This window comes from Streptomyces sp. NBRC 110611, assembly GCF_001590865.1.
Lineage (GTDB): Bacteria > Actinomycetota > Actinomycetes > Streptomycetales > Streptomycetaceae > Streptomyces.
Genome location: NZ_BBUY01000023.1, coordinates 24843 through 48653, shown reverse-complemented (window position 1 = coordinate 48653; position 23811 = coordinate 24843). Strand labels below are relative to the sequence as shown.

At 71.8% G+C, this 23811-nt stretch carries 21 protein-coding genes; 9 read left to right on the top strand and 12 right to left on the bottom strand.

Features of this window, described 5'->3' with window-relative positions:
* The first annotated feature begins 148 nt into the window (after positions 1 to 148).
* The gene (locus AZE13_RS29880; RefSeq protein ID WP_258528078.1) at positions 149 to 1516 is read left to right on the top strand and encodes a PucR family transcriptional regulator; all 1368 of its coding nucleotides are present in this window, start codon (positions 149 to 151) and stop codon (positions 1514 to 1516) included.
* Here AZE13_RS29880 and AZE13_RS29875 read toward each other — a convergent pair.
* The 11 genes from AZE13_RS29875 to AZE13_RS29825 form a co-directional block, all read right to left on the bottom strand.
* The gene (locus tag AZE13_RS29875; RefSeq protein ID WP_066938881.1) at positions 1513 to 2409 is read right to left on the bottom strand and encodes a cytochrome c biogenesis CcdA family protein; all 897 of its coding nucleotides are present in this window, start codon (positions 2407 to 2409) and stop codon (positions 1513 to 1515) included. The genes AZE13_RS29880 and AZE13_RS29875 overlap by 4 nt on opposite strands.
* Positions 2406 to 3002, bottom strand: a complete 597-nt coding sequence (locus tag AZE13_RS29870) for a redoxin domain-containing protein (RefSeq protein ID WP_066938878.1) — start codon at positions 3000 to 3002, stop codon at positions 2406 to 2408. Before AZE13_RS29870 ends, AZE13_RS29875 begins: the two co-directional genes overlap by 4 nt.
* Before the next feature lie 174 nt (positions 3003 to 3176).
* A complete protein-coding gene (locus AZE13_RS29865) occupies positions 3177 to 5027 on the bottom strand; it encodes an ABC transporter ATP-binding protein (protein ID WP_079124521.1) in 1851 nt (616 codons plus the stop codon).
* A gap of 413 nt (positions 5028 to 5440) precedes the next feature.
* Positions 5441 to 6373, bottom strand: coding sequence for a TNT domain-containing protein (locus tag AZE13_RS29860; protein ID WP_079124516.1), 933 nt, complete (start codon positions 6371 to 6373; stop codon positions 5441 to 5443).
* A 138-nt stretch (positions 6374 to 6511) separates the two neighbouring features.
* On the bottom strand, positions 6512 to 7624 hold the full coding sequence (locus AZE13_RS29855) for a M20 family metallopeptidase (RefSeq protein ID WP_066938977.1): 1113 nt from the start codon (positions 7622 to 7624) through the stop codon (positions 6512 to 6514).
* A 40-nt stretch (positions 7625 to 7664) separates the two neighbouring features.
* Positions 7665 to 8486 (bottom strand): VOC family protein, encoded by an 822-nt coding sequence (locus tag AZE13_RS29850; protein ID WP_066938873.1) that lies wholly within the window; start codon positions 8484 to 8486, stop codon positions 7665 to 7667.
* Positions 8487 to 8641: 155 nt separating this feature from the next.
* Positions 8642 to 9805, bottom strand: a complete 1164-nt coding sequence (locus AZE13_RS29845; protein WP_258528077.1) for a macrolide family glycosyltransferase — start codon at positions 9803 to 9805, stop codon at positions 8642 to 8644.
* Positions 9806 to 9903: 98 nt separating this feature from the next.
* Complete coding sequence (locus AZE13_RS29840) at positions 9904 to 10344, bottom strand: TIGR03668 family PPOX class F420-dependent oxidoreductase (protein ID WP_066938866.1); 441 nt, start codon at positions 10342 to 10344, stop codon at positions 9904 to 9906.
* A 29-nt stretch (positions 10345 to 10373) separates the two neighbouring features.
* Positions 10374 to 10994: an L-threonylcarbamoyladenylate synthase gene (locus tag AZE13_RS29835; RefSeq protein WP_066938863.1), complete on the bottom strand. Its 621-nt coding sequence runs from the start codon at positions 10992 to 10994 to the stop codon at positions 10374 to 10376.
* 141 nt (positions 10995 to 11135) lie between these two features.
* On the bottom strand, positions 11136 to 12857 hold the full coding sequence (locus AZE13_RS29830) for a CocE/NonD family hydrolase (RefSeq protein WP_066938861.1): 1722 nt from the start codon (positions 12855 to 12857) through the stop codon (positions 11136 to 11138).
* A gap of 221 nt (positions 12858 to 13078) precedes the next feature.
* Positions 13079 to 13552: an Hsp20/alpha crystallin family protein gene (locus tag AZE13_RS29825; protein ID WP_066938857.1), complete on the bottom strand. Its 474-nt coding sequence runs from the start codon at positions 13550 to 13552 to the stop codon at positions 13079 to 13081.
* Between the two features lie 393 nt (positions 13553 to 13945).
* On the opposite strand from AZE13_RS29825, the gene AZE13_RS29820 reads away from it, so the two are divergent.
* From AZE13_RS29820 to AZE13_RS29785, 8 genes are all read left to right on the top strand, one after another.
* Positions 13946 to 14719 (top strand): GNAT family N-acetyltransferase, encoded by a 774-nt coding sequence (locus AZE13_RS29820; RefSeq protein WP_066938854.1) that lies wholly within the window; start codon positions 13946 to 13948, stop codon positions 14717 to 14719.
* Positions 14720 to 14877: 158 nt separating this feature from the next.
* On the top strand, positions 14878 to 15186 hold the full coding sequence (locus AZE13_RS29815) for a hypothetical protein (RefSeq protein WP_147264761.1): 309 nt from the start codon (positions 14878 to 14880) through the stop codon (positions 15184 to 15186).
* 247 nt (positions 15187 to 15433) lie between these two features.
* Positions 15434 to 17326, top strand: coding sequence for a molecular chaperone DnaK (dnaK, locus tag AZE13_RS29810; protein WP_066938850.1), 1893 nt, complete (start codon positions 15434 to 15436; stop codon positions 17324 to 17326).
* The gene (grpE, locus tag AZE13_RS29805) at positions 17323 to 17985 is read left to right on the top strand and encodes a nucleotide exchange factor GrpE (RefSeq protein ID WP_079124515.1); all 663 of its coding nucleotides are present in this window, start codon (positions 17323 to 17325) and stop codon (positions 17983 to 17985) included. Before dnaK ends, grpE begins: the two co-directional genes overlap by 4 nt.
* A 126-nt stretch (positions 17986 to 18111) precedes the next feature.
* Positions 18112 to 18642, top strand: coding sequence for a (2Fe-2S)-binding protein (locus tag AZE13_RS29800; protein ID WP_066938848.1), 531 nt, complete (start codon positions 18112 to 18114; stop codon positions 18640 to 18642).
* 29 nt (positions 18643 to 18671) lie between these two features.
* Positions 18672 to 19667 carry an FAD binding domain-containing protein gene (locus tag AZE13_RS29795; protein ID WP_066938845.1) on the top strand — a complete coding sequence of 332 codons (996 nt, stop codon included), beginning with the start codon at positions 18672 to 18674 and terminating at the stop codon, positions 19665 to 19667.
* Entirely contained in the window at positions 19664 to 21904 is a 2241-nt protein-coding gene (locus AZE13_RS29790) for a xanthine dehydrogenase family protein molybdopterin-binding subunit (RefSeq protein WP_066938843.1), read from the top strand. Before AZE13_RS29795 ends, AZE13_RS29790 begins: the two co-directional genes overlap by 4 nt.
* 71 nt (positions 21905 to 21975) lie before the next feature.
* Positions 21976 to 23244 carry a S1 family peptidase gene (locus AZE13_RS29785; protein ID WP_079124513.1) on the top strand — a complete coding sequence of 423 codons (1269 nt, stop codon included), beginning with the start codon at positions 21976 to 21978 and terminating at the stop codon, positions 23242 to 23244.
* Positions 23245 to 23256: 12 nt separating this feature from the next.
* Here the strand turns inward: AZE13_RS29785 and AZE13_RS29780 are convergent, their stop codons facing one another.
* Positions 23257 to 23766: a SixA phosphatase family protein gene (locus AZE13_RS29780; protein WP_066938836.1), complete on the bottom strand. Its 510-nt coding sequence runs from the start codon at positions 23764 to 23766 to the stop codon at positions 23257 to 23259.
* Between the last annotated feature and the right edge of the window lie 45 nt (positions 23767 to 23811).

Sequence of the window (23811 nt, the reverse complement as noted above, 5' to 3'; positions counted from 1 at the left end):
CCGGGTACCGGACCACAGAGGGTTCCCGGGGACCGCGGAAGGGTCGTCCAGGATCGAACGTCTGTAGGGGTTCGGTCGGCTTGCTCGTAGCATGGCGGCGAATGATCGCTTTCGCCATGGGGAAAGACACCGAGTCGGGAGGGGATGGGTGGAGACTTCCACAACGGTGCGGGAGGCCGTCACCGCGTTGCACGCCGGAATCGACATCCTCTCCGACGAGATCGTCCGCGCCCTCCGAGCCCAACTCCCGTCCTACGCGGCGGTATCGGCCGAAGAGCTCCGGCCGCGGGTGACGGCGTCCCTGCGGAACGGGCTGTCGCTGGTGCAGCGGGTGCGCCGGACGCAATGCCGCTCCGGCGGGGAAGGCCGGCCGTCGGGATCCGGACGATCCGGACAGGGCGGCGACCCGGCGTACGCCATCCCGGCCGGACACCTCGACGAGGTGACGGCCCTGGCCCGCGCCCTGCCCGTCGAGGACATCATCTCCGCGTACCGGATCGGCACGGACCTCGCCTGGCGGCGCTTCGGCGAGGAGGTGACGGCCCGGCACGGCACGGCCGAGGACCTGCTGCCGATCGCCGAGGCGCTCCGCGTCTGGGTCGACACCAACACCCTGCACATCGTCCGCAGTTGCCGGTCCGGCCCCCGGACCGGCACGGTGGCGTACCACCGGCGGACCGCGCTGGTCCGCGCACTGCTGCTCGGCGAGGCGAACGTGGTGAAGGCGGACGGTACGGGGACGGATGGCCTGAGGGCGGACGGCCTGAGGACGGACGGTACGGGGACGGTCGCCGCGGCGGCGTACGGCGGGTACGACTGGAGCACCGCCCTGCGGATCCCCTTCCGCGCCCGGCTGCCCGGCGCCGCCGTCCGCTCCGGCGACGGCGTCCGTGGCTCCGGCGACGGCGCTCGCGGTTCCGGCGACGGCGCTCGCGGTTCCGATGAGGGCGTCCTCGCCCGGGCCGTCGATCTGCTGCGCCCCTGGCTCGCTCTGGATGCCGCGGGGAAGCCCCTGGTCACGATCGTGGACGGGGATGCGGCCGGACTGCTGGCCGGCCGCCCGGGCGGACTGTGCCGCGGGCTGGTCGTAGGGCTGGGCGCCCCCGCGCCCGCATCGGGACTCGCCGCGGAGTTCGCCCGGGCCACCCTGGCGCTCCGCGCCGCCGTCGGCTGCGGGCTCGTCGGGACGTTCACCCACGAGGAGCTGGGTCTGCGGGCCACGGTCGTGGCGATGCCGGCCGTCGGTGAACAGCTGGTACGCCTGCGCCTGGCGCCACTGGCCGAACGGGGCGAGGACGGCGCCCAGTTGGAGGAGGCGGCGGCCGCCTACCTACGGCAGGGGCTGCGCCTGGAGGCCGCCGCGCGCACCCTCTATGTGCACCCCAACACGCTGCGCAACCGGCTCCGCCGCTTCGAGGAGATCACCGGCACCAGCCTGCGCGACCCGGCCGACCTCGCGGAGATCTGGTGGGCACTGACCCACCGCCAGGTGCACGACGACAGCCCGGCGGGCTAGTGCCCTTCTGATGGGTCGGGCTCCAGGGGGCCAGGAGTGCGGCGCCGGCGGCTGCGCACCGCCCGCGCCGTCCAGCCCCCGACGGCGAGCAGCACCAGGCTCCCCAGGACGGGTGCCGGACCGGCGGCGTCCAGCCAGTGGGTGAGCGTTCCCTGCCAGCGGGTGGCGGTGGCCACGACCGGGTCCTCGGCCGCGGCGCCGTCCCGTAGCCGGATCTCGTACCAGCCGTAGTGGGCGACGTACGCGCCGGCGAGCAGCAGCAGGGCGCCGGACGCCCGGGTGACGTACGGCAGGGCCCGGCGGATACGGGCGATGAGGGCCTGCCGGGACAGGGCCACGGCCAGGGTGAGGACACCGACGACGGCGCCCATCCCTGCGCTGTACACGGCGAACACCCCGATCGCCCCCGCCGGGCTGCCGGTGCGCACCGCGGTGGAGGTCAGAGCGAGGAAGGGCCCGATGGTGCAGGACAGTGAGGCGAGCGCGTACGAGATGCCGTACAGGGCCATGGTGCGGGCGGAGTCCGCCGGGTGGGCGGTGGTGCGCAGCCGCGGCAGGGGCAGGCGCAGCGCGCGCCCGGACAGCAGCCATCCGCCGAGCACCAGCAGGAGTACGCCGATGGTGAGGGTCGCCCACGGCAGCGAGCGTTCCAGGGAGCGGGCGAGGGGGGAGACGAGCAGCGCGAAGGCCCCGAAGACGGTGGTGAAGCCCGTGGTCATGGCGGCCGCGGCGACCAGTGCGCGCAGCACCGGGCCGCGCCGCGGGACATCACCGCTGCCGGGGTCTCCGGAGATGAACAGCGTCAGGTACGCGGGCAGCAGGGCGAAGCCGCACGGGTTGACGGCGGCGAGCATCCCCGCGGTCAGGGCCAGGGCGTAGGGGACGCCGCTCATTTCAGGGTCAGCCGTTCGACTTCGTCGTCCAGCATCGTGGCGCCGAGTCCGCCGGGGACGGTGTCGACCGTGCCGTCGTCGTCGACGAAGGCGAGTGCGGGCTGTGCGGTGACGCCGAACCCGGCCCACAGCGAGCCGTCCTCGTCGATGAGGTGCGGCATGCCCTTCAGACCAGTGTCGGTGACGAACCGTCGCATGTCCGCGGCGCCCGCGCGGCCCGCGATGCCGACGAAGGTCACCTTGCCGTGCCACTTGGCGGCGGTTCTGGCGATAGTCGGCGCCTCCGCCCGGCAGACACCGCACCAGGGCGCCCAGAACCACAGGACGGCGTCCTTGCCCGCCAGGGTGGCACCGCGGAAGTCCTTTCCGTTCACGGTGGCCGCGGTGAAGTTCAGCTCCTCGGGCACCTTGGCGGCAGTGCCGCCGGGCCGCGCCGCCGGGCCGGCGGACGCGGTGGCGGCGGACGGGGGTCCGCTGCCGGCGGACCGCGGGCTGCCGCCGCTGCCGCAGCCGGTGGCCAGCAGGGCGGTGGCGGCGAGGACGGCCACGGCGGCCGGGGGCAGCGGACTTCGACGGACGAACGGGGCAGGCATCGGGATCGGGATCCTTCCGGCCGACGGTGGCGAGACCGGCCGTCCGGTCGTGACGGCGGCATACCGGACGCGTACCCGTCGGGCCGGACTCCCTCACGGGTCAGCGGAGCCCGGGGCTCCGAATCGCCGTACCGGACGGGCCCGGTGTGCACCCGAACGCGCCCCGGGCCGCGCTCATACGGGTGACCCCGGCGCCGCACCCGTCCCACGGGCCGGTCCGGGGACCGCGGCGGGGGGCGGATCCGCGGTGGCGAGGAACTGGGTGGCGGCCAGCTCGGCGTAGAGCGGGTCGGCGGCCACGAGTTCATGGTGGGTGCCGACGGCGCGTACCCGGCCCTCCTCCATCACGACGATGCGGTCGGCCATGGTGACCGTGGACAGCCGGTGGGCGACGACGAGGACGGTGGTGGTGCGGGCGACGTCGGCGACGGTCTCGCGCAGGGCCGCTTCGTTGACGGCGTCGAGCTGGCTGGTGGCCTCGTCCAGCAGGAGGAGGCGCGGGCGGCGCAGCAGGGCGCGGGCGATGGCGACCCGCTGACGTTCGCCGCCGGAGAGCTTGGTACCGCGATGGCCGACGAGGGTGTCCAGGCCCTTGGGAAGGCGGGCGACGAGCCCGTCGAGGCGGGTGGTCTTCAGTACGCGGCGCAGTTCCGCGGCATCGGCGTCCGGGTTGCCGAGCAGGAGGTTGTCCCGCAGACTGCCCGACAGGACGGGGGCGTCCTGTTCGACGTAGCCGATGGCCGAGCGGAGGTGGGATATGTCCCAGTCGGTGAGGTCGCGGCCGTCGAGTGCGATGCGGCCCGAAGTCGGGTCGTAGAACCGCTCGATGAGGGCGAAGACGGTGGTCTTGCCCGCGCCGGACGGACCGACGAAGGCCGTCATGCCACAGGCGGGGACGGTGAAGCTCACTCCGTGGTGGACGTGCGGGAGGTCGTCGGCGTAGCGGAAGCAGACGTCGTCGAAGGCGAGCGCGGCGGGTTCGGCGGCCGGCTCGGGCAGCGGTGCGGGCCGGGCCGACGGCTCGGCGGGCAGGTGCAGCGCCTCCTGGATGCGGGACAGTGCGGCCGCCCCGCTCTGGTACTGGGTGACGGCGGTGACGACCTGCTGGATCGGCGACATGAGGTAGAAGACGTAGAGGAGGAAGGCGACCAGCGTGGCGATGTCGATGGCGCCGGTCGCGACCCGGGCACCGCCCACCGCGAGCACCGTGATGAAGGCGATCTGCATCGACAGCCCGGCGGTGTTCCCGGCCAGCGCCGACCACTTGGCGGCCCGTACGCTCTGCCGCCAGGAATCCACGGCGGCCGAGTGGAGGGCCTGCTCCTCGCGGTGCTCGGCGCCGGAGGCCTTGACGGTACGCAGTGCGCCGAGGGTGCGCTCCAGTGAGGCGCCCATCGCTCCGACCGCCTCCTGGGCGTGCCGGGCGGCCTTGGTGATACGGGGCACGATCACACCGATCACCGTGCCCGCCCCCACGATGACGCCGACGGTGACGAGGAGCAGCACCGGATCGACCAGGCCCATCATCACCAGCGTCGCGGCGAGGGTGAGCCCGCTGGTGCCGAGGCCGACCAGTGAGTCGGTGGTGACCTCGCTCAGCAGGGTGCTGTCGGAGGTGATCCGCGCCATCAGGTCGCCGGGCTCGCTGCGGTCCAGCGCGGTGATCCGCAGCCGCAGCAGATACGACGCCAGGGCACGCCGCGCGCCGAGGACGACGGACTCGGCGGTGCGCTGCAGCACGTAGGTGCCCAGCGCGCCGAGCGCGGCGTTGGTGATGACCAGTGCGGACATCCAGACCAGCGGCCCGGCGACGGATCTGTCATGGGAGAGGCCGTCGATGAGCGCACTGGCCACCAGCGGCAGGGCGAGACCGGTCGCCCCGGTGACCAGCGCCAGCACGGCCCCGGCCAGCAGGGTCCAGCGGTGCGGTCGTACGTAGCCGAGGAGCAGCCGCCAGGTGGAGCCTGCCGGGTCCGGGGGCGGAGCTGCGCGCGAGGCTGCGGACCCGGTCGCGGGGGTTTCCACGGGCGGGGGTGCGTCTGCGGGCGAGGGTGCGTCTGCGGTGGTGGACAAGGGCGCTCCTCGGAACGGTTGGGTGCCAGGGCGGGACTGCCGGGGGGGCCGGGACTGCCGGGGGCCGGGAGCGCCGGGGACCTGGGCCCCGCCCCCGGCAGGACGCAACGGACGGCAACAGGCCCTTCGGCAACCGGCTTTCCACGGCCGATGCCGAACGTGTCGGAGCGGAAAGGGCGTTGGGCGCCTCACGGGTCAATCGAGCATTTCCCGATGGTATGCGCGCTACGCAGGAACCTGGGATTCCGCACTGCACCGCACCCCATGGAGCCTGACCGGCCGCAGGTCGGCAGTCGGGCAATCGCCGATACGGTCGAGAGCCGAGCATCAGGCCGACGGCCGGCCGGCATCCAGGATTCCCGCCGTCAGCCCTTCGAGAGTTCCTTGAACAGACGCTGGACGGCCCCGGATTCGTCGGCGTATCGGCCGGTCAGGGTGGTCCTGCCGCGCTCGGTGAAGGTGAGTTCCCACTGGCCTGCGGCCTTGCGAAGGCGGTAGTACTCGGTCGCCTGGAGGCCGGGTTCGTGCAGGCCGTCGATGCGGTAGGAGTCGTCGGGGACTCCGGCCCGGCGGAGTTCGGCGCGGGCGGTGGCGCGGTCCGTGACGGTGACGGGACGGGCGGCCGGAGCGGCCAGGGCGGAGCGACGGGGGGCGGGCGCGGCGGCGCCGCCGAGAGGAATCTCCTCGAGCGACTTGTCGTTCAGGAGGTCGGCGACTTTGGTATCCCCGCCGAGCTTGATCTGCGTTCCTCCACCGGCTTGACCGAACCACGCGGCTATGCGGCCCTGCTGCACGGTGAACTCCTTGTTCACCCGGTAGCGGTGGTAATTGCATTCCACGTCATTCGGGTACGTGTGCAGGTTGGACGGGGGTATGGACCGCGCCTGATAGAGGTCGGCGTTCTGGTTCACGACAGGTGACAGGAAACTGCCGTTCGCCGATCCGAAGCGGTCCAGAATCGTCCCTTGCTTCAGGGTCACCGTGCGGGGATTTCCCTCGAATCCGTCGTTCCCGGGGTACGACCAATCCCAGTTGTCCTTCTTCCACTTGTCGAAGAACGCCCGGGCCGTCGTGGCCCCCTTGATGCGGTCGTAGCCCTTGACCAGCGGGGCCACCGGCCCGGTCCCCGGCAACTGCTTCGGGCCCAGGTCCCAGTTCCCGGACAGGAAAGGAACCAGGCACTGGGTGGGCGCCGTCGCCTGCTGCCGCTCCGGTGCCGCCTGGGCCGTTCCCGTCAGAGTCACACCGCCGAGCAGCGCACCGCACACAGCCGTCGTCACGACGGTAGAAACCCTCATTGTGGTCCTCCTCAATAGCCGAGGCCCCACTGGCCCCAGGCTTCAATGACCGGGAACCTAGCAACCTGCTGAACGGCAGAGGGGAATTCACGCCAGGGAATGACCGCAGGGCGAGGATGGCGAGGAGGACGGCGTTCGCTATGCGTTCCGCACCGCGTTCACCAGTCCGGCGACGAGGTTCGCCCGCTCGGCCATGGCTTCGATCACCACGTACTCGTGGTCGGCGTGGGCGCCGCCCCCGACCGCTCCGAGCCCATCGAGCGTCGGCACCCCCAGTGCGGCCGTGAAGTTGCCGTCGCTCCCGCCACCGACCGCGTGGCCGTCGAGGCCGGGAAGCAGTCGCTGAGCCACCGCGAAGAGCTCGGCCGACGCCGCCTCGGGCATCGGGGGCCGGCTGACCGCTCCCCGAACCGTGATCTCCGCCCCGTCGAGATGCGGAGCCAGCGCCGCGAACGCGGACTCCACACGCTGCTGCTCGTCGGCCGACTCGACCCGGACGTCGACGACGATGGTCGCCTCCGCGGGGACGACGTTGTCCAGGGTTCCCGCGGCCGCGACGGTCGGGGTCACGGTCGTACCGATGGCGGGCCGGCCGAGCGCCGCGATGTCCAGGACCTGGTGCGACGCTTCGATCAGGGCGTTGACCCCGGCTGCCGGCTCAAGGCCGGCGTGCGACGCCCGGCCCGCGACGGAGACCCGGAACGTCCCGCAGCCTTTACGGCCGGTCTTCACCGCTCCGCCGTCGGCGGCGCCCTCGACCACCAGCACGGCGCCGCAGGCGAGGGCTCGTTCTTCGAGGAGGGCGCGCGAGGAGCCGGAGCCGACCTCCTCGTCCGCGGTCACCAGGATCTCCACACCGGACCGGTCATCGAGCGTCGCCAGACCATGGACGGCCTGTACCAGTCCGCCGAGCATGTCGAAGACGCCGGGGCCGGTCGCATGTCCGTCCGCGATCCGGAACGGGCGGCGTTCGAGAGTGCCGAGCGGAAACACCGTGTCATGGTGGCCGAGGATCAGTACGCGGGAGTCGCCACCCGCCGACCAGTGGACGTGCGGCCCGCCGTCGCTCTCCACGAGGACGGCCCGCCCGCCGAGGCGGCTCTCGATGACAGCGGCGACGGCGTGGGCCGATGCCGTCAGGGCGTCGCGGTCCCGCGAGGGAGACTCGACCTCGACGAGCGTCCTGAGGTCCTCCAGCATCGCGTCGACGCTCACATCGACGGTCTTGTGCGGCGTCACGGCCTTGTCCATGGTCACGGCGCAAGGGTACGCGGCACGCCGCGACGCGCGGTCAGGCGTCGGTCACCTGCGGCATGGCGCCGACCGTGGTGCTCATGTCGATCACCGCGAAGCTCGCGCCCTGCGGGTCGGCGAGCGCGGCGAAGCGGCCGAAGGGGCTGTCCGTCGGGCCGAAGTGCAGCCGGCCGCCGAGCTGCCTGGCCTTGGCCACCGCGTCGTCGCAGTTCTCGACGCCGAAGTAGATCTGGATGCAGGAGGGGACCTCCGCGGGGAACTCGTCGCCCATCTTCATCCGGCCCAGCACCGGGTTGTCGCGGCCGCCGAGGCTGAAGACCTTGTAGTCCATACCCTGGGCCCCGGGGTCGTCACCGGATTCCATCTTCTGCGCGGCGTACGGGAAGACCGCCCCGAGGAACGCATCGGCCTTGCCGGGCTCACGGGTGAACACCTCGGCCCAGCAGTACGAGCCGGGTCCGGCCGTCTTCTCGAAGCCGGTGTGCTCAGCGGCCTGCCAGACGCCGAAGACGGCGCCGCTGGGCTCCTTGGCGAGCGTCATCGAGCCGAACGGGCCGACCTGCATCGGCTCCATGATCAGGGTGCCGCCCGCGGCCTTGATCTTCTCGGCCGTCCGGCTCACGTCCCTCGACGCGAAGTACAGACACCAGGCCGACGGGGTGTCGTCGCCTCCGGGCATGGGCGGGACGACGGCGGCGACCGCCTTGCCGTCCGAGTAGGCCTGGGTGTAGTTGCCGTACTCACTGGACGACTCACCGAAGGTCCAGCCGAGCACCTCGCCGTAGAAGCTCTTGGCGCCTTCGACGTCCTTGAACATGGCATCGGCCCAGCAGGGGGCGCCTTCCGGGAAATCGGTCATGGTGCACCTCACTCCTCTCCGGCTCCTCACGCTAGGCGCGCGGTGCACCGGCCGCACGGGGAACGCGGCGACGGGGTGTCATGTCCGCCCGCTCTCCCCGCCCCGCCCTACGGCTGTGGCTGGGCGAGGAGGCGGGCCGGCCTCGGCTCATCGGCTCAGCCGAGGTACTCCTCGATCACGTCCGCACCGCGCGCCGCTCCGCCGCTCTCCCGGACGACCTTGCGCATCCGGTCGAGGTTGGTGCGTACCGTGGAGTCGGCGGTGATGCGGGCGACCGCGGCACGCAGCGACTCGGCGGTCACCGTCGCGGTGTCCAGCTGCTCACCGAGCCCCAGCGCCTGCACCTGTCCGGCGTTGGCGGCCTGTTCGGGCATCTGCGGGACGGTGACCAGCCCGACCCCGTAATACAGCGCCTCCATCGTGGAGTTCATGCCGGCGTGGGAGACGAAGGCGTCGGCATGGCGCAGTACGGCCGGCTGCGGGAAATACGGACGGACATCGAAGTGGGGCGGTCTCTCGCCCAGAACGGCGAGGTCCAGATCGCCCACGGTCATGGCCACCTGATACGGCCCGTCACGGAAGGCCTCGACGCATGCGCGGTAGAACTCGGGCCGGTCGTTGAAGACCGTCCCCAGCGAGATGTACAGCACGGGTGCGTCGGGGTCGGCGGGCGCCCAGGTATCGGTGTGTTCCCGGCTTCCGATGGAGGGGCCGACGAAGTGGAAACGTTCGTCGAAGGTGTCCCCCGCTATCTGGAACTCCCTGGGTATGAACACGAGGTTGAGCTTCTCGGTCCGGTCCATGAGGGTCGACGGGTTGAGCTCGACACCATTCTCGGCGGAGAACGCCGCGCAGCTCTCGGCGAGCTCGCCGGTCACCGGAGTCCCGTCGTCACCGGCTTCGCCCTTGAAGGCGGCGAACAGCGAATACTCTTCGTTCGAGGCGAAGTTGGGAATGGTGCGGATGGCGGGCAGGTCCAGTTGTTCGGCGACGACCCAGGCCGGCCAGTTCATCGAGTCGTAGACGATGGCGTCCGGCGACTCCGTGACGCAGTACTCGTGGAGCACCGGGTGGATCCGACGGGCGGCCTCGAACAGGAGGCGCATGAACTCGGCGTGCTCTTCGGGGCCGAATTCGCTGGGCGGCTTCCTCGCCGTCATCTCGTCCGGGAGTTCCAGCTCCACCCAGCGGGCGCCGGCCCTGATGACTCCTTCGGAGTATTCCGCGCTGGTGGCGTAGTCCACGCGGTGGCCTCGCCGTACGAGTTCCTCGACCAGCGGCAGTGTCGGATTGACATGTCCGTGGCCGGCAAGTGCCACGAATAACAGGTGTTTCGACATATCGCACATCCTACCGAGGCGAGGATTCCGCCCGAGGAGGGGCCTGGGTCCTGCCCGTTGGGCCGGGCCCAGGGCCGTCAGGTGGCACGCCAGCCGGACCAGCGGGTCACCGCGACCGCCACCACGGGACCGTCCGGCGGCCGGGCCGCGTACTGCTCCCCGTGCCGCCGGTACTTCTCCACCAGCAGGGCCACATAGCGCGCGGACGCCGGTGATCGGTCGGCCGGCGGCAGTACGGCGGCCGTGCCGTCCCCGCGTGCCCACCACAGGCGGTCCCAGTCCTCGGCGTAGCCGTCGGCGAGGAGGCAAACCCCGGGGTGGGTACGGATGTTGGCCAGCCGCTTCAGCTGCTGCGTCCGTTTCGGCTTCTGGTCCACGGCGAAGACCACGGTGTCGCCGGTGAGGGCGAACAGCACAGGGACCAGATGCGGGTGACCGGTGGCGTCCGTCGTCGCGAGACGGGCGATCCGGGCCCGGGCGAAGCGCTCGCGGGCCTGCCCGCTCGTCATCCCCGGCACTGCGTCGGCTCCTCCGTCTCGGCGCGCGGCTACTCGAACCGTGCGGTGTCGCCGGCGCCGCGGCGTACGATCTCGGCTGCGCCGCCGGAGAAGTCGATGACCGTGGTCGGTTCGGTGCCGCAGTCGCCCGAGTCGAGTACCGCGTCCACCTCGTGGTCGAGCCGCTCCTTGATCTCCCAGCCCTGCGTCATCGGCTCGTCCTCGTCGGGCAGGAGCAGGGTGCTGGAGAGCAGCGGCTCACCGAGCTCGGCGAGCAGGGCCTGGGCGACGACATGGTCCGGGATCCGGACTCCCACCGTCTTCTTCTTCGGATGCAGCAGCTTGCGCGGCACATCCTTCGTGGCGGGCAGGATGAAGGTGTAGCTGCCGGGCGTCGCCGCTTTGACCGCGCGGAACACATCGTTGTCGACGTGTACGAACTGCCCCAGCTGGGCGAAGTTCTGGCACATGAGGGTGAAGTGATGACGGTCGTCGAGGTTCCGGATCGACCGGATCCGCTCGATGCCCTCGCGGCTGCCCAGCCGGCACCCCAGCGCGAAACAGGAGTCCGTCGGGTACGCCACGAGCGCGCCGGAGCGGATGCTCTCGGCCACGGTGCCGATGGTGCGCCGCTGGGGATTTTCCGGGTGTACGTCGAAGTACTTCGCCATCCGCCGAGTCTAGGGCCCCTGGGCGACCGGGTCCGGTGATCGTTTTCGGCGCGCCGGGCCGGCGGCGTGCGGACCGGGGCAGGCGAACCGGAGCCCGCGGACCGGGCAGGGAACCCGCCCGGTCCGCGGGCTTCGGCCGGGTCAGCGCAGAGGCACCGTCAGCTCGGCCGGGTCGGCCGCACTGGAACCGAACGACACGCTGCTCCCCCGCGGGGTACGGCCGCCGTACATCGGGTCCTTGGTGTCCACGACCAGCGCCAGCCGGTGCCCGGCGGGCAGGTCGTACGCGGTGGTGAAGAGCGACACGTCGAGCGGGAAGGCGCGGCCGGGCTGCTTGCCGGTCCAGCTCTGCGGGGCATGCGAGATCAGCTTCCCCACGCCCAGGGAGTTCACGTCGTAGAGGTAGGCGAACGCGGTGCCCTGCGGTGCGGACGCCGTGACGGTGGTGTGCAGCCGCGCGGCGCCGCGGATGTGCTGCGCATCGGCGTACGGCGCCGACTCCCACACCGCCGCGGACTTACGGGACAGCAGGGGGACGAGTACCGTCGGCGGCAGGCCGATGAGCTGGTCGAGCCCCCCGGCCAGTTCCGCCACACCGCCGTCCGCGCCCGAATTCGTCCCGCCGGCGACCTGCTTCCGCCAGCCGGTCGCGGCCGCGCCGCCGAGCGCACCGGTGCCCCAGGAGTCCGGGCCGCCCAGGCGCAGGTGGGAGGTGCGGGAGCTGACCGAGCGCCAGTCCGGGTAGCTCTCATGCGTGCGGGTCGGCCGGACGTCCAGGAGCACGGGCTTCTCCGCGCCGTCCGCACCGGCTGCACCGGCTGCACCCTTGCCGCGGCCGGCGCCCTTGACGTGGTGGTCGAGCCAGCGTCGTGCGCCCGCCCAGACGGGGTTGTTCAGCCCCAGAAAGCCGGTCAGCTCCTGGGTGGCGTGGTCTCCGGGGCGCAGCTCGAACCGCTTGGGCACGGTCAGCCGCTGGTAGAAGGACGTCATCTGGCTGGGGTTGAAGATGCTGTCGCCCCAGTTGTTGGCCAGGTAGACGGCCGTGCCATGGGCGTTGATCCGGTCCACGTAGGTGGCCGGCGACCTGGTGCGCGCCCAGGCGACGACGTCGGGGATGTCGCGGTCGGCGTAGAGGTTCGCCAGTGCACGCGCGAACTCCGGGCTCTTGCGGCCGGTGGGTGTCTGGATGAGGTCGAGCAGGGCGGCGGCCTGGACGTGCCGGGTCTGCCCGCTGTAGAGCGCGTCGACCAGGTCTCCCCAGCCGCTCAGCGAGGCGACCGCCTTGATCCGGGGGTCGAAGGCGGCGCCCAGCAGGGTGAGGCCGCCGCCCAGGGAGAGCCCGATCATGCCGATGCGCTGCCGGTCGGCCGGGGTGTGGGCGAGCGCCCAGTCGATCACCGCGGAGATGTCCGACACGTCCTTGGACCCGGCGACGTCGACCTCGCCTCCGGAGAGCCAGAAGCCGCGCACGGTGTAGGTCACCGCGACATAGCCGTCGGCGGCCAGCTTCCTGCCCTGGGCGAGGTACTCCAGGTCGTTCTGCCCCCAGCTGGCCGGCTGCACGACCAGGGGGTAGCGGCCGTCGCGGCCGGCGCCGGGCGTACCGGGCGCGGGCGTGAAGACATGGGCCTTGAGGACGGTGCCGTCCTTCATGGGTATGTCCGTCAGGCGGAACGAGGACGCGGCATGCGCGGCGGCAGAGGTGTGTGTGGCAGCGGAGGCGGCCTCGGATCCGGGGCGGGCAGCCGCTGACGCGGGTTGGGTGATGAGGGTGCCGCTGAGGGCAAGTGCCGTGATGAGAACGGCAGTTGTCTTCCGGCGTCGGCCGTGCTGACGGCCGGCGATACGGCGGGGTCGCGCCATCGATGCTCCATCGGGATCTGACCGCGGTGCCACAGCGGCACTCGTCTCGTGCGGTGATTGGGAGCGTAGGGGCGCGCCATCGGCCCTGGTGAGATCATGATCAGCCAAAAAATTACTCGCGGGTACGGAATCCCCTCCCCTTGCCCCGCGCAATCCCCCACCGCCGGAACCCGGGCCGATCGGCCCCGGAACTCAGGCCGTTCGGCCCGGAACCCGGCGGTTCAGCCCTGGATTTCGATGTGGCGCGGCTTGGCGACCTGCGCCTTCGGGATCGTCACCGTGAGCACCCCCTCGTTGAGGGTCGCGGTGACATCCTCGGCCCGCACATCCGTGGGCAGCAGGGTCCGGTACTCGAATCGTCCGGTGGGACGGCCGCGGCGGCGCACCACGCCTTCCCGTTCGCACGCCTTGAGCTCTCCCGAGATGCACAGTTCGTGCTCACCGACCTCGACGTCGATGTCCTCCCGCCGCATGCCGGGCACATCGCACTCGACGTGGTACGCCTCGTCGGTCTCGTGGATGTCGGCCAGCGGGGCCCAGGCCGTCGCCCCGGTCATGGCCGGTGCGATCGAAGCCGACTCCATGAACCGGTTCATCCGGTCGAACAGGTCCTCGAACTCGGCCGCCATCGACTCGGGCCAGTGGAACCCTCGCTCCAGCAGACTGCCGGGCCGGTGTCGTATGGGCAGCGTCATCACGCTTCACCTCCCCGTACGGGCAGCAGAACGGTTCTGCTCCTTCCATGCTGGCCAGCGTCGGCCCACGCGGCGACCCGACGGCGGAGCGGGGCGGGTACCCCTGGCACCCAGGTCCACCCGCCGCCCTTCGGCCGCCTCGTCATCCGTAGCCTCACCTACCCTCAGCTGCGGAAACGTGGTCCGTGCGCGGATCCCCGTCGTCGATTTGCCCCGGCCCGGGGGCGGTGTGCGACAGTGAGCCGTCCGGGCAGCCGGGCGTGCGCCGCCGTGCGCCGCCGCTGCCGGGCCCTTCTCGCTTCACATACCTCACAGACAGCCGGACTGGTTCCGGGCGCGCCCGCACGCGCCCGGGCGCCCCTCCCCCACCCCTACGTCCTTCCGCAGAGAGCCATGCAGGCAACGACCTCAGTTCCCCGGACCGCCGACCTGTTCCATCAGGGCCTGGAACGGCAGACAGGTTCCGCCCTGCTGCGCTTCGGTGCCGCGCGGCACCGCCCGGCGGGCCGGATCAGCTGGTCCGGCGACGGCGCCGTCGCCTGGCTCGACCGGCCCCGTGGGCATGTGTGGAGTGTCGGCACGCCCGCCGCAACCGCCGGCCTCATCCTCCGCGCCGCACACCAACTCCCCGATGATGTGCGGGAGTTCACCGCACCACGTGGCACCGACGCCCTGATCGGCCGCCATCTGGCCGTGACGGACGTCGTGGAGTGGGTCTTCCGCTGGACGCTGGAGGAGCCGCCCGTCCACCCGGCGGAGCAGCGCGTCGTCGGGCTCGGTGAGGCCAGCCACGGGGAGCTGCTCGCCTTCCTCGAGCAGCACAGCCCGGCCCACTCCACCGGCCCCGGGTCCTCCGACGTCAGCCTCTGGGCCGGCATCCGCGACACGGACGGCCGGCTGGTGGCCTGCGGCGCCCTGAGCAGCCTGCGGGACAGCGGCGCGCCGCTGATGGCGTCCGTGGCGACGGACGCCGCCCAGCGCGGCCAGGGCCTCGGCGCGGCACTGACCTCATGGCTCACCCGGTACGCGGTACGCCGTCACGGGTTCTGCACGCTGTGGCAGCTCGCCGACAACTCCCCCGCCGACCGGCTCTACACGCGCCTCGGATACCGCAACGAGGATCCCTGCGTGGCCGCGCGCCTCAGCACCTGCCCCGCCGGCGTCTGACGCCCCCGCCGGCCCCACCCGAGTCGCCGCCCGGTGCGGCACCCTCCGTGGCGCCGCATTCACTCTGCCGGACCATGCGACGCGCGCTCCGGGCGGCGGCGGGATACCTCTGAACGCGGGGGGCAGCACCGGCTGCCCCCGCACGAAGGAGGAATCTGATGCGAAATCGCTTGAGGCAGCGCGCCGCGCTGGGCACCGCTGCCGCTCTCCTGGCCGGCGGCGCCGTCCTGGCCGGCCCCGCGACCGCCTCCGCCGCTCCCGCCGAGCACCGGCCGCCACCGGGGCACACATCGGTGTCCGCGATGGTGAAGGTCAACAACGGCCACAAGAGCGGTCACAAGAGCGGCCACAAAGGCGACCACCGACGCGGCCACCACCGACACCACGGCCATCATCACCACGGGAAGCAGCACGGCGGTCTCGGCATCCTCCGCCTGGTCTTCTCCCTGCTCCACTTGCTCTACTGAGAGCGATCCACGAGCCACCTCGCCCTGGCGACCGGCAGAGCGCCCGTCCGGCCGGTCGCCAGGCGGTTCACGAGCGGCCCGCACCCGCAGCGGCGGTTACGTTTCGTAACCGAACAACTGCGGGATATTTGCCGTGAACAGGGACATCTTGACAGGTGTCCGGGCGCGGCCTATCCAGTTGATGTAGCTGGCTTGGTCTCCATATCAGCAGGTGAGACGGCCTGCGAGCGGTGGCGAGGAGAAGACCATGGCACGAGCAGTCGGCATCGACCTCGGAACGACGAACTCGGTGGTCAGTGTGCTGGAGGGCGGTGAGCCCACGGTCATCACCAACGCCGAGGGTGCCCGGACCACCCCCTCGGTGGTCGGCTTCGCCAAGAGCGGCGAGGTACTGGTCGGCGAGATCGCGAAACGGCAGGCCGTGACGAACGTCGAACGCACCGTGCGCTCGGTCAAGCGGCACATGGGGGACCCCGAGTGGCGCTTCCCGGAGACCGGCGACATCGACGGCAAGCGGTACACCGCGCAGGAGATCTCCGCGCGGGTGCTGCAGAAGCTCAAGCGGGACGCCGAGGACTACCTGGGCGAGGACGTGACGGACGCCGTCGTCACCGTTCCGGCGTACTTCAACGACGCCCAGCGCACGGCGACCAAGGAGGCCGGTGAGATCGCGGGGCTGAAGGTGCTGCGGATCGTCAACGAGCCGACCGCCGCGGCGCTGGCGTACGGCCTCGACAAGGAGAACGACCAGACCATCCTGGTCTTCGACCTCGGTGGCGGCACCTTCGACGTATCACTCCTGGAGATCGGCGAGGGCGTGGTCGAGGTGAAGGCCACCAATGGCGACACCCACCTGGGCGGGGACGACTGGGACCAGCGGATCGTCGATCACCTGACCAAGCAGTTCAAGAACGCGTACGGGATCGACCTGTCCAAGGACAAGATGGCGACCCAGCGGCTGCGGGAGGCCGCGGAGAAGGCGAAGATCGAGCTCTCGTCCGCCACCGAGACCACGGTCAACCTGCCGTACATCACCGCCTCGGCCGAGGGCCCGCTGCACCTGGACGAGAAGCTCACCCGGTCCCAGTTCGAGCAGCTGACCGCGGACCTTCTGGAGCGGTGCAAGACGCCGTTCCACCACGCGGTCGACGACGCGGGGATCAAGGTCGCCGACATCGATCATGTGATCCTGGTCGGCGGCTCGACCCGGATGCCGGCGGTGACCCAGCTGGTCAAGGAGCTGACCGGGAAGGACCCGCACAAGGGTGTCAACCCGGACGAGGTCGTCGCCATCGGCGCCACCCTCCAGGCCGGTGTCCTCAAGGGCGAGGTCAAGGACGTCCTCCTGCTGGACGTCACCCCGCTGTCCCTCGGCATCGAGACCAAGGGCGGCATCATGACCAAGCTGATCGAGCGCAACACCACCATCCCGACCAAGCGCTCGGAGATCTTCACCACGGCCGAGGACAACCAGCCGTCCGTGCAGATCCAGGTCTTCCAAGGTGAGCGCGAGATCGCGGCGTACAACAAGAAGCTCGGGATGTTCCAGCTGACCGGTCTGCCGCCGGCCCCGCGCGGAGTCCCGCAGATCGAGGTCTCCTTCGACATCGACGCCAACGGCATCATGCACGTGACCGCCAAGGACCTGGGCACGGGCAAGGAGCAGAAGATGACCGTCACCGGCGGCTCCTCGCTCCCGAAGGACGACATCGACCAGATGGTGCGCGACGCCGAGCGCCACGCCGAGGAGGACCGCCGCAGGCGGGAGGCCGCGGAGACCCGCAACCAGGGCGAGCAGCTCGTCTACCAGACCGAGAAGTTCCTCAAGGACAACGAGGGCAAGGTCCCCGGCGACATCAGAGCCGAGGTCGAGGCCGCCGTCGGCGAGCTGAAGGAGAAGCTCAAGGCCACCTCCCCCGACGGCGACAACACCGCCGAGATCCGCACCGCCAGCGAGAAGCTCGCGGCCGTCTCCCAGAAGCTCGGCCAGGCCATGTACGCCGACACCCAGGCCGCGCAGGCCGCCGCCGGCGGCGGCGAGGGCGGCCCGGCCGGTGCGCAGGCCAAGGCCGAGGACGCCGACGACGTGGTGGACGCCGAGATCGTCGACGACGACAAGCAGGAAGGGAGCGGACGATGAACCGCCCGACCGATGTCGGTGGCCTCCCCCGCCCTCCGCTGGCGCTCGTCGGGCACCGGCCGGGGGACGGCCCCGGCCCGCACCGCCCGCGGGACGCCGCCCCCGGAGAGACGGCGGGGCGCAACGCCGCCTCCCCCTCCGGCGCCCGGCCCGGCTCCCCCTCCGGCGCACGCACGGGGGCCGGCGACGCCATACGACCGGGGCCCGACGAGGCGGCGCGGCTGGCGGCCGCCCTGCGTGAGCGCACCGCCGACCTGCAGCGGCTGAAGGCCGAGTTCGACAACTACCGCAGACGGGTCCGCCGCGACCGGCTGGCGGTCGGTCAGATCGCCGTGGTCAATGTACTGGAGCGGCTGCTGCCGGTACTCGACGCGATCGACGAGGCGGCCGGACAGGACGAGGTGACCGGCGGCTTCCGGCGCGTCGCACTGCTGCTGGAAGCGCAGTTGACGTCGCTGGGCCTGACGTCCGTCGGCACCGTGGGCGAGCCCTTCGACCCGAACGTCCACGAGGCGATGACGTACACCCCGGTGGAACGGGCCGGGCGCGCCGCCTGCACCGAAGTCCTCCGCCAGGGCTACCGGGTGGGTGACCGGCTGCTGCGGCCGGCCCAAGTGGCCGTCACGGGCGAGCCGCAGGCGACGGCGACGGGAGTCTGACGACACCGAACCAGGAACGGCGCCCGAGAGACGTCTGCCACCGAGGGGACCACCGATGGCGGTCACCGGTCGCGGGGGCACTGCGGATGAAACAGGATGAAATATCCGGTCAGAGGAGGTCCGTCAGTGTCCGCTCCGCACACCCCGCCCCAGGCGCCCGCAGCCGTCGTGCTGCCGGAACGCGGCCCCGGCCCGGTGAAGATCACCCTGTCGGTCAACGGAGACGAGCGTACGTTCGACGCCGAACCGCGGGTCAGCCTGCTGGACGCGCTGCGCGAACGGCTGGCCATGACGGGTGCGAAGAAGGGCTGCGACCAGGGCACCTGTGGCGCCTGCACGGTGTGGGTGGACGACCGGCGGGTGCTCGCCTGCCTCACCCTGGCGATCGCCTGCGAGGGGCACGCGGTGACCACCGTCGAGGGCCTGGCCGAGGGCGGGGAACTGCACGCCATGCAGAGCGCCTTCATCGAGCAGGACGCCTTCCAGTGCGGCTTCTGCACCCCCGGCCAGATCATGTCCGCGGTGGCGCTGCTCAACGAGGGACACGCCTCCGACGACGCCGAGATCGGCGAGTGGATGAGCGGCAACATCTGCCGCTGCGCCGCCTATCCCCACATCCGGGCCGCCATCCGCAGCGTTCGCGACCGGAGCCGATAAGCCGGAGGACCACACCTTAAGGAGCCCTTGTGCGGCCGATCAGTTACTCCCGCGCGACCGCCGTCGCCGACGCGGTCGCCGCCGTCGCCGCGGACCCCACCAGCGACTTCCTGGCCGGAGGCACCACCGAGATCGACCTGCTGCGGCAGAACGTATTGCTGCCGCGCCGGCTCGTGGACATCAACGACCTGCCCCTCACCGAGATCGAGGACCGGCCGGACGGCGGCCTGTACATCGGCGCGCTGGCGCGGATGAGCAAGGTGGCCGCGGCCCCCGCCGTACGGGAGCGGTACCCGATGATCGCCGAGGCACTGGAGCTCGGTGCCTCCGCGCAGCTCCGCCATATGGCCAGCATGGGCGGCAACATGATGCAGCGGGTGCGCTGCGGCTACTTCCGCGACGCGATGTCACCGTGCAACAAGCGGGACCCGGGCAGCGGCTGCAGCGCCCTCGACGGCTTCAACCGCGGCCATGCCGTCCTCGGCGTCAGCGATCACTGCATCGCCACCCACCCGTCGGACGTCGCGGTCCCGCTGACGGCCCTGGGGGCCCGTATCCACACCGAGGGGCCACGAGGCCGGAAGGTCTACGCGATCGACGACTTCTTCCTCCTGCCCGGGACCACACCGCACCTGGAACACCCGCTGGAACACGGTGAGCTGGTGGTGGGGATCGAGGTTCCGGGCATGCCCGCGGCGCGCACGTCCCGGTATCTGAAGGTCCGGGACCGCGAGTCGTACGAGTTCGCGCTGGCCTCCGTCGCGGGCGCGCTGGCCATGACGGACGGGGTCATCAGCGATGTACGGCTCGCGCTGGGCGGGGTGGCCACCAGGCCCTGGCGCGCCCACCGCGCGGAGGAGGTGCTGCGCGGGGCAACCGCCGACGCCGAGGCCTTCCGGCGGGCGGCCGACGCGGAGCTGGCCGCCGCCCGCACCACGCCGCTCAACGCCTTCAAGGCCGAACTGGCCCGGCGGACCATGGTCCGCGTCCTGGAGACGCTCACCCGCACGGAGAGTCGGTCATGACCACTGCCCTCGCGATCGGACAGCCCACCGACCGGGTCGACGGCCGCCACAAGGTCACCGGCGGCGCGCAGTACTCCGCGGATCTGCTGCTCACCGGCATGGCGTACGCCGTGCTGGTCGGCGCCGGCGTCCCGAGCGGCCGGGTCACCGGTATCGACTCCGCCGAGGCGCTGCAGGCCGACGGGGTGCTCACCGTCCTCACCCACGAGAACCTGCCCAAGATCGCCGGCCAGCCCCCGCTGATCCCGTCCCTCGCGGGGATGCCCGCCCCGGGGCAGACCTTCTTCCCGTTCCAGGACGAGGTCGTGCACTACACGGGACAGCCCGTCGCCATGGTGGTCGCGGACACCTGGGAACGCGCCCAGCACGCGGCCGCGCTGGTCCGCGTCTCGTACCAGGAAACCCCGTCGGTCACCACCCTCGACCAGGCGCGGGACGAGGCGTACGAGCCCGAGGCGGTCTTCGGGGGCTTCGTTCCCGGCCGGAGCACCCGCGGGGATGTGGCGGCGGGGCTGGCGAAGGCCGACGTCCGCATCGACGCCGTGTTCAGCTACGCCGCGAACAACCACAACCCCATCGAGCCCTCGGCCACCACCGCGGCCTGGGACGGTGACCAGCTCACCCTCCACGACGCCACGCAGGGAGTGGCGGCCACCCAGCTCACCGTGGCCGCGCTGCTCGGCCTGACGCCCTCGAAGGTCCGCGTCATCTCGCACTACGTGGGCGGCAGCTTCGGCTGCAAGGCCATGATCTGGGCGCACCCGGCGCTGGCCGCGCTCGCCGCCCGCGAGGTCGGACGCCCCGTCAAGCTCAGCCTCACCCGTGAGCAGATGTTCACCTCGGTCGGCCACCGGGAGGAGCAGGAGCAGCGCCTCACCCTGGGGGCGGACAAGGAGGGCCGCCTCACCGCGCTCCGGCACCACAAGCTCTCGCCCACCTCGCACTTCGACGACTGGGCCGAGCCCTCCCTCGGTGTCGCCTCCCAGTTCTACGCCTGCGACAACTACGAGGGTGTCTACCGGCTGATCCGTGCCCACACCATGACGCCCACCTTCATGCGGGCCCCCGGCGAGGCCTCCGGCATGTTCGCGCTGGAGAGCACCATGGACGACCTCGCCCATGAACTGGGCATCGACCCCATCGAACTGCGGCTGCGCAACTTCACCGACACCGATCCCACCACCGGCAACCCCTGGTCCAGCTCCGGGCTCAAGGAGTGCTACCAGCGCGGCGCCGAGCGCTTCGGCTGGCACCGGCGCAACCCCGAGCCGCGGTCCCACCGCGACGGCCACCTGCTCATCGGCTACGGCATGGCCGGCGCCGGCTACCCCGGCTACGGCCCGAGCAACCCGCAGCGGGCCCGGGCCCGGCTCTACTCCGACGGCACGGCCGTGGTGCAGGCCGCGACCCCAGAGTTCGGCACCGGCGTGGCCACGGTGATGACGCAGGTCGCCGCCGACGCTCTCGGGCTCCCCGTCGAACGGTGCCGCTTCGAGGGCGGTGACACCATGCTGCCCACCATCGCCGCGGCGGTCGGCTCCTCGGGAGCGGGCATGATCAGCGCGGCCGTGCACACCGCGGCCACCAACCTGCGCCGTCAGCTCGTCGCACAGGCCGTGGCGGACGCCCAGTCACCGCTGCACGGCGCCGATCCCGACGCCGTCACCGTCCGGGATGGCCGGATGATACTGCGGGACGCTCCCGACACCGGCGAGACCTACGTCGAGCTGCTGCACCGGAACTTCCTGCCCGACGCCGAAGCGGTCGGTGCCTGGTCACCGTCGCCCGAGAGCACCCGCTACGGGAAGATGACGTTCGGCGCGCAGTTCGCCGAGGTGGCCGTCGACCCCGGCCTCGGCCTCGCCCGGGTCCGCCGGATGGTCGGCGCCTTCGCCCCCGGCCGGGTCCTCAACCCCAAGACGGCCCGCAGTCAGCTGATGGGCGGGATGCTCTGGGGGCTGGGCCAGGCCCTGCTGGAGGCCAACTACATGGATCCGCGCCGCGGCCGCTGGGTGGCCTCCAGCCTGGGCGACTACCTCGTACCGGTGAACGCCGACGCGCCCGAGGTGGAGGTCGAACTCGTCGATGTGACGGACGAGATCATCAATCCGCTCGGGGTCAAGGGCGTCGGCGAGGTCGGCCAGGTCGGCGCCGCCGCGGCCATCGCCAACGCCGTTCACCACGCCACCGGGCGCCGAGTCCGCAAGCTGCCGATCACCCTCGAGGACCTGCTCTGAACAGGCGGGACCGTACAGGTGATTCCGGCTGAGCTCCGGTCGGGCGGGTGTAGCGGCCGACGGCGGCAGGAATGATCTCCGATAGCAGGTACCAGGGGAGCCCCCCTCCCCCGCCCTCCTCCGGGCACTCCCCCGGGCCCCTCCTCCGGGCCCGGGCACCCTTCACCGGCCCACCCCCACCCAGAGGTTCCGAGTTGACGTACACACACGTATCCACGCCTCGCACCACCGCCGTCGCGGGTGCCGGGGCGGTGGCTCTGATCACCGCCGTGCTCACCGTGCCGAGCGCCGACGCCGCCACCGGCCAGCCCCCCGATCCGCCGTCGGCCACCCTGGCCGCACAGCGCGCCGAGGAGATCCGCACGACTCTCGGCGGCGAGGAGGCGGGCTCCTACTACGACGCCGAGAACCGCAAGCTCGTGGTGAACGTGACCAGTGAGGCCGCCGCGGCCAAGGTCCGTGCGGCGGGCGCTCAGGCGAGGATCGTCAAGCACTCCCTCGCCTCGCTGGACGCCGCCCGCGCGACCCTCAAGGAGCAGGCGGCGATCCCGGGGACGTCCTGGGCGATGGACCCCCGGATCAACAAGGTGGTCGTCGTCGCCGACCCCACGGTCAAGGGCAAGCACCTGGACCGGCTCACGACGGCCACCGCGTCACTCGGCGAACGGGTCACCCTCAGCCATTCGCCGCACGAACTCCGGCCGGTGATCGCCGGTGGCGACGCCATCTGGGGCAGCCAGGCGCGCTGCTCGCTCGGCTTCAACGTCGTCAAGGACGGCCAGCCCTACGTGCTGACGGCCGGGCACTGCGCCAAGGCGGTGCAGCGCTGGTCCGAGCAGATGGGAGGCTCCGAGATCGCCGTGACGGAGAACCACAAGTTCCCCGGTGCCGACTTCGGGCTCGCGAAGTACACCGCGGCCGATGTGGTCCACCCCAGCGCGGTGAACCTCTACAGCAGCCAGGGCAAACACAGCAGTGGTGGCGACGACGGCGGCGGTGGCAGCGGCGGCGGTGGCGGTGGCGGCAATATGCAGACCATCACCAAGGCGGCCGACCCGATCGTGGGCCAGAAGGTGCGGCGCAGCGGCAGCACCACCCATGTCCGCGACGGTGAGGTCACCGCGCTCAACGTGACCGCCAACTACCAGGAGGGCCCGGTCGAGGGCCTGATCCAGACCACCGTCTGCGCGGAGCCCGGCGACAGCGGCGGCCCGCTCTTCGACGGTGACACCGCGCTCGGCCTGACCTCGGGCGGCCGGGGCTCCTGCTCCCAGAAGGGCGAAACCTTCTACCAGCCGGTGCGCGCGGCGCTGGAGAAGACCGGGGCCAAGCTGGGCTGACGCGTACCGCCCTCACCGCTCCCCGCGCGGCACGGCCAGGTCGGTGAGCAGAGCCCGTCCCGGGGCGACCGCCGGCCAGGTGTCCTGCTGGGCGAGTACGGCGATCGCGCAGGTCGGGAACTTCTCCCGGGTGCGTTCGAGGGCGTCGCTGAGCGCCTCGTGGGCGAGCAGGAGGACGAGGTCCTGGACCGCGGGATTGTGTCCGACCAGCAGCAGTGTGCCCACGTCGGGCGGGGTTTCACGGACGACGGCGAGCAGGGCCGCCGGGTCCGCGCCGTAGAGGCGGGGCTCCTGGCGGACGGCGGGCCGGGCCGGGAGCTGCGCGGCGGCGAGTTCCCAGGTCTGCCGGGCGCGTTCGGCGGTGGAGCAGACGACGAGGTCCGGGACACAGCCGGCGGTGCGCAGCCAGCGCCCGGCGGCCGGGGCGTCGCGCAGCCCGCGCTTGGCGAGCGGCCGGTCGTGGTCCGCCACCTCCGGCGGCCAGGCGGATTTCGCGTGTCTCAGGACGACCAGCCGGCACATAGTCTCCACAGGGGCCGCCTCCCTCCATCGTCACCGGGCGAGCGT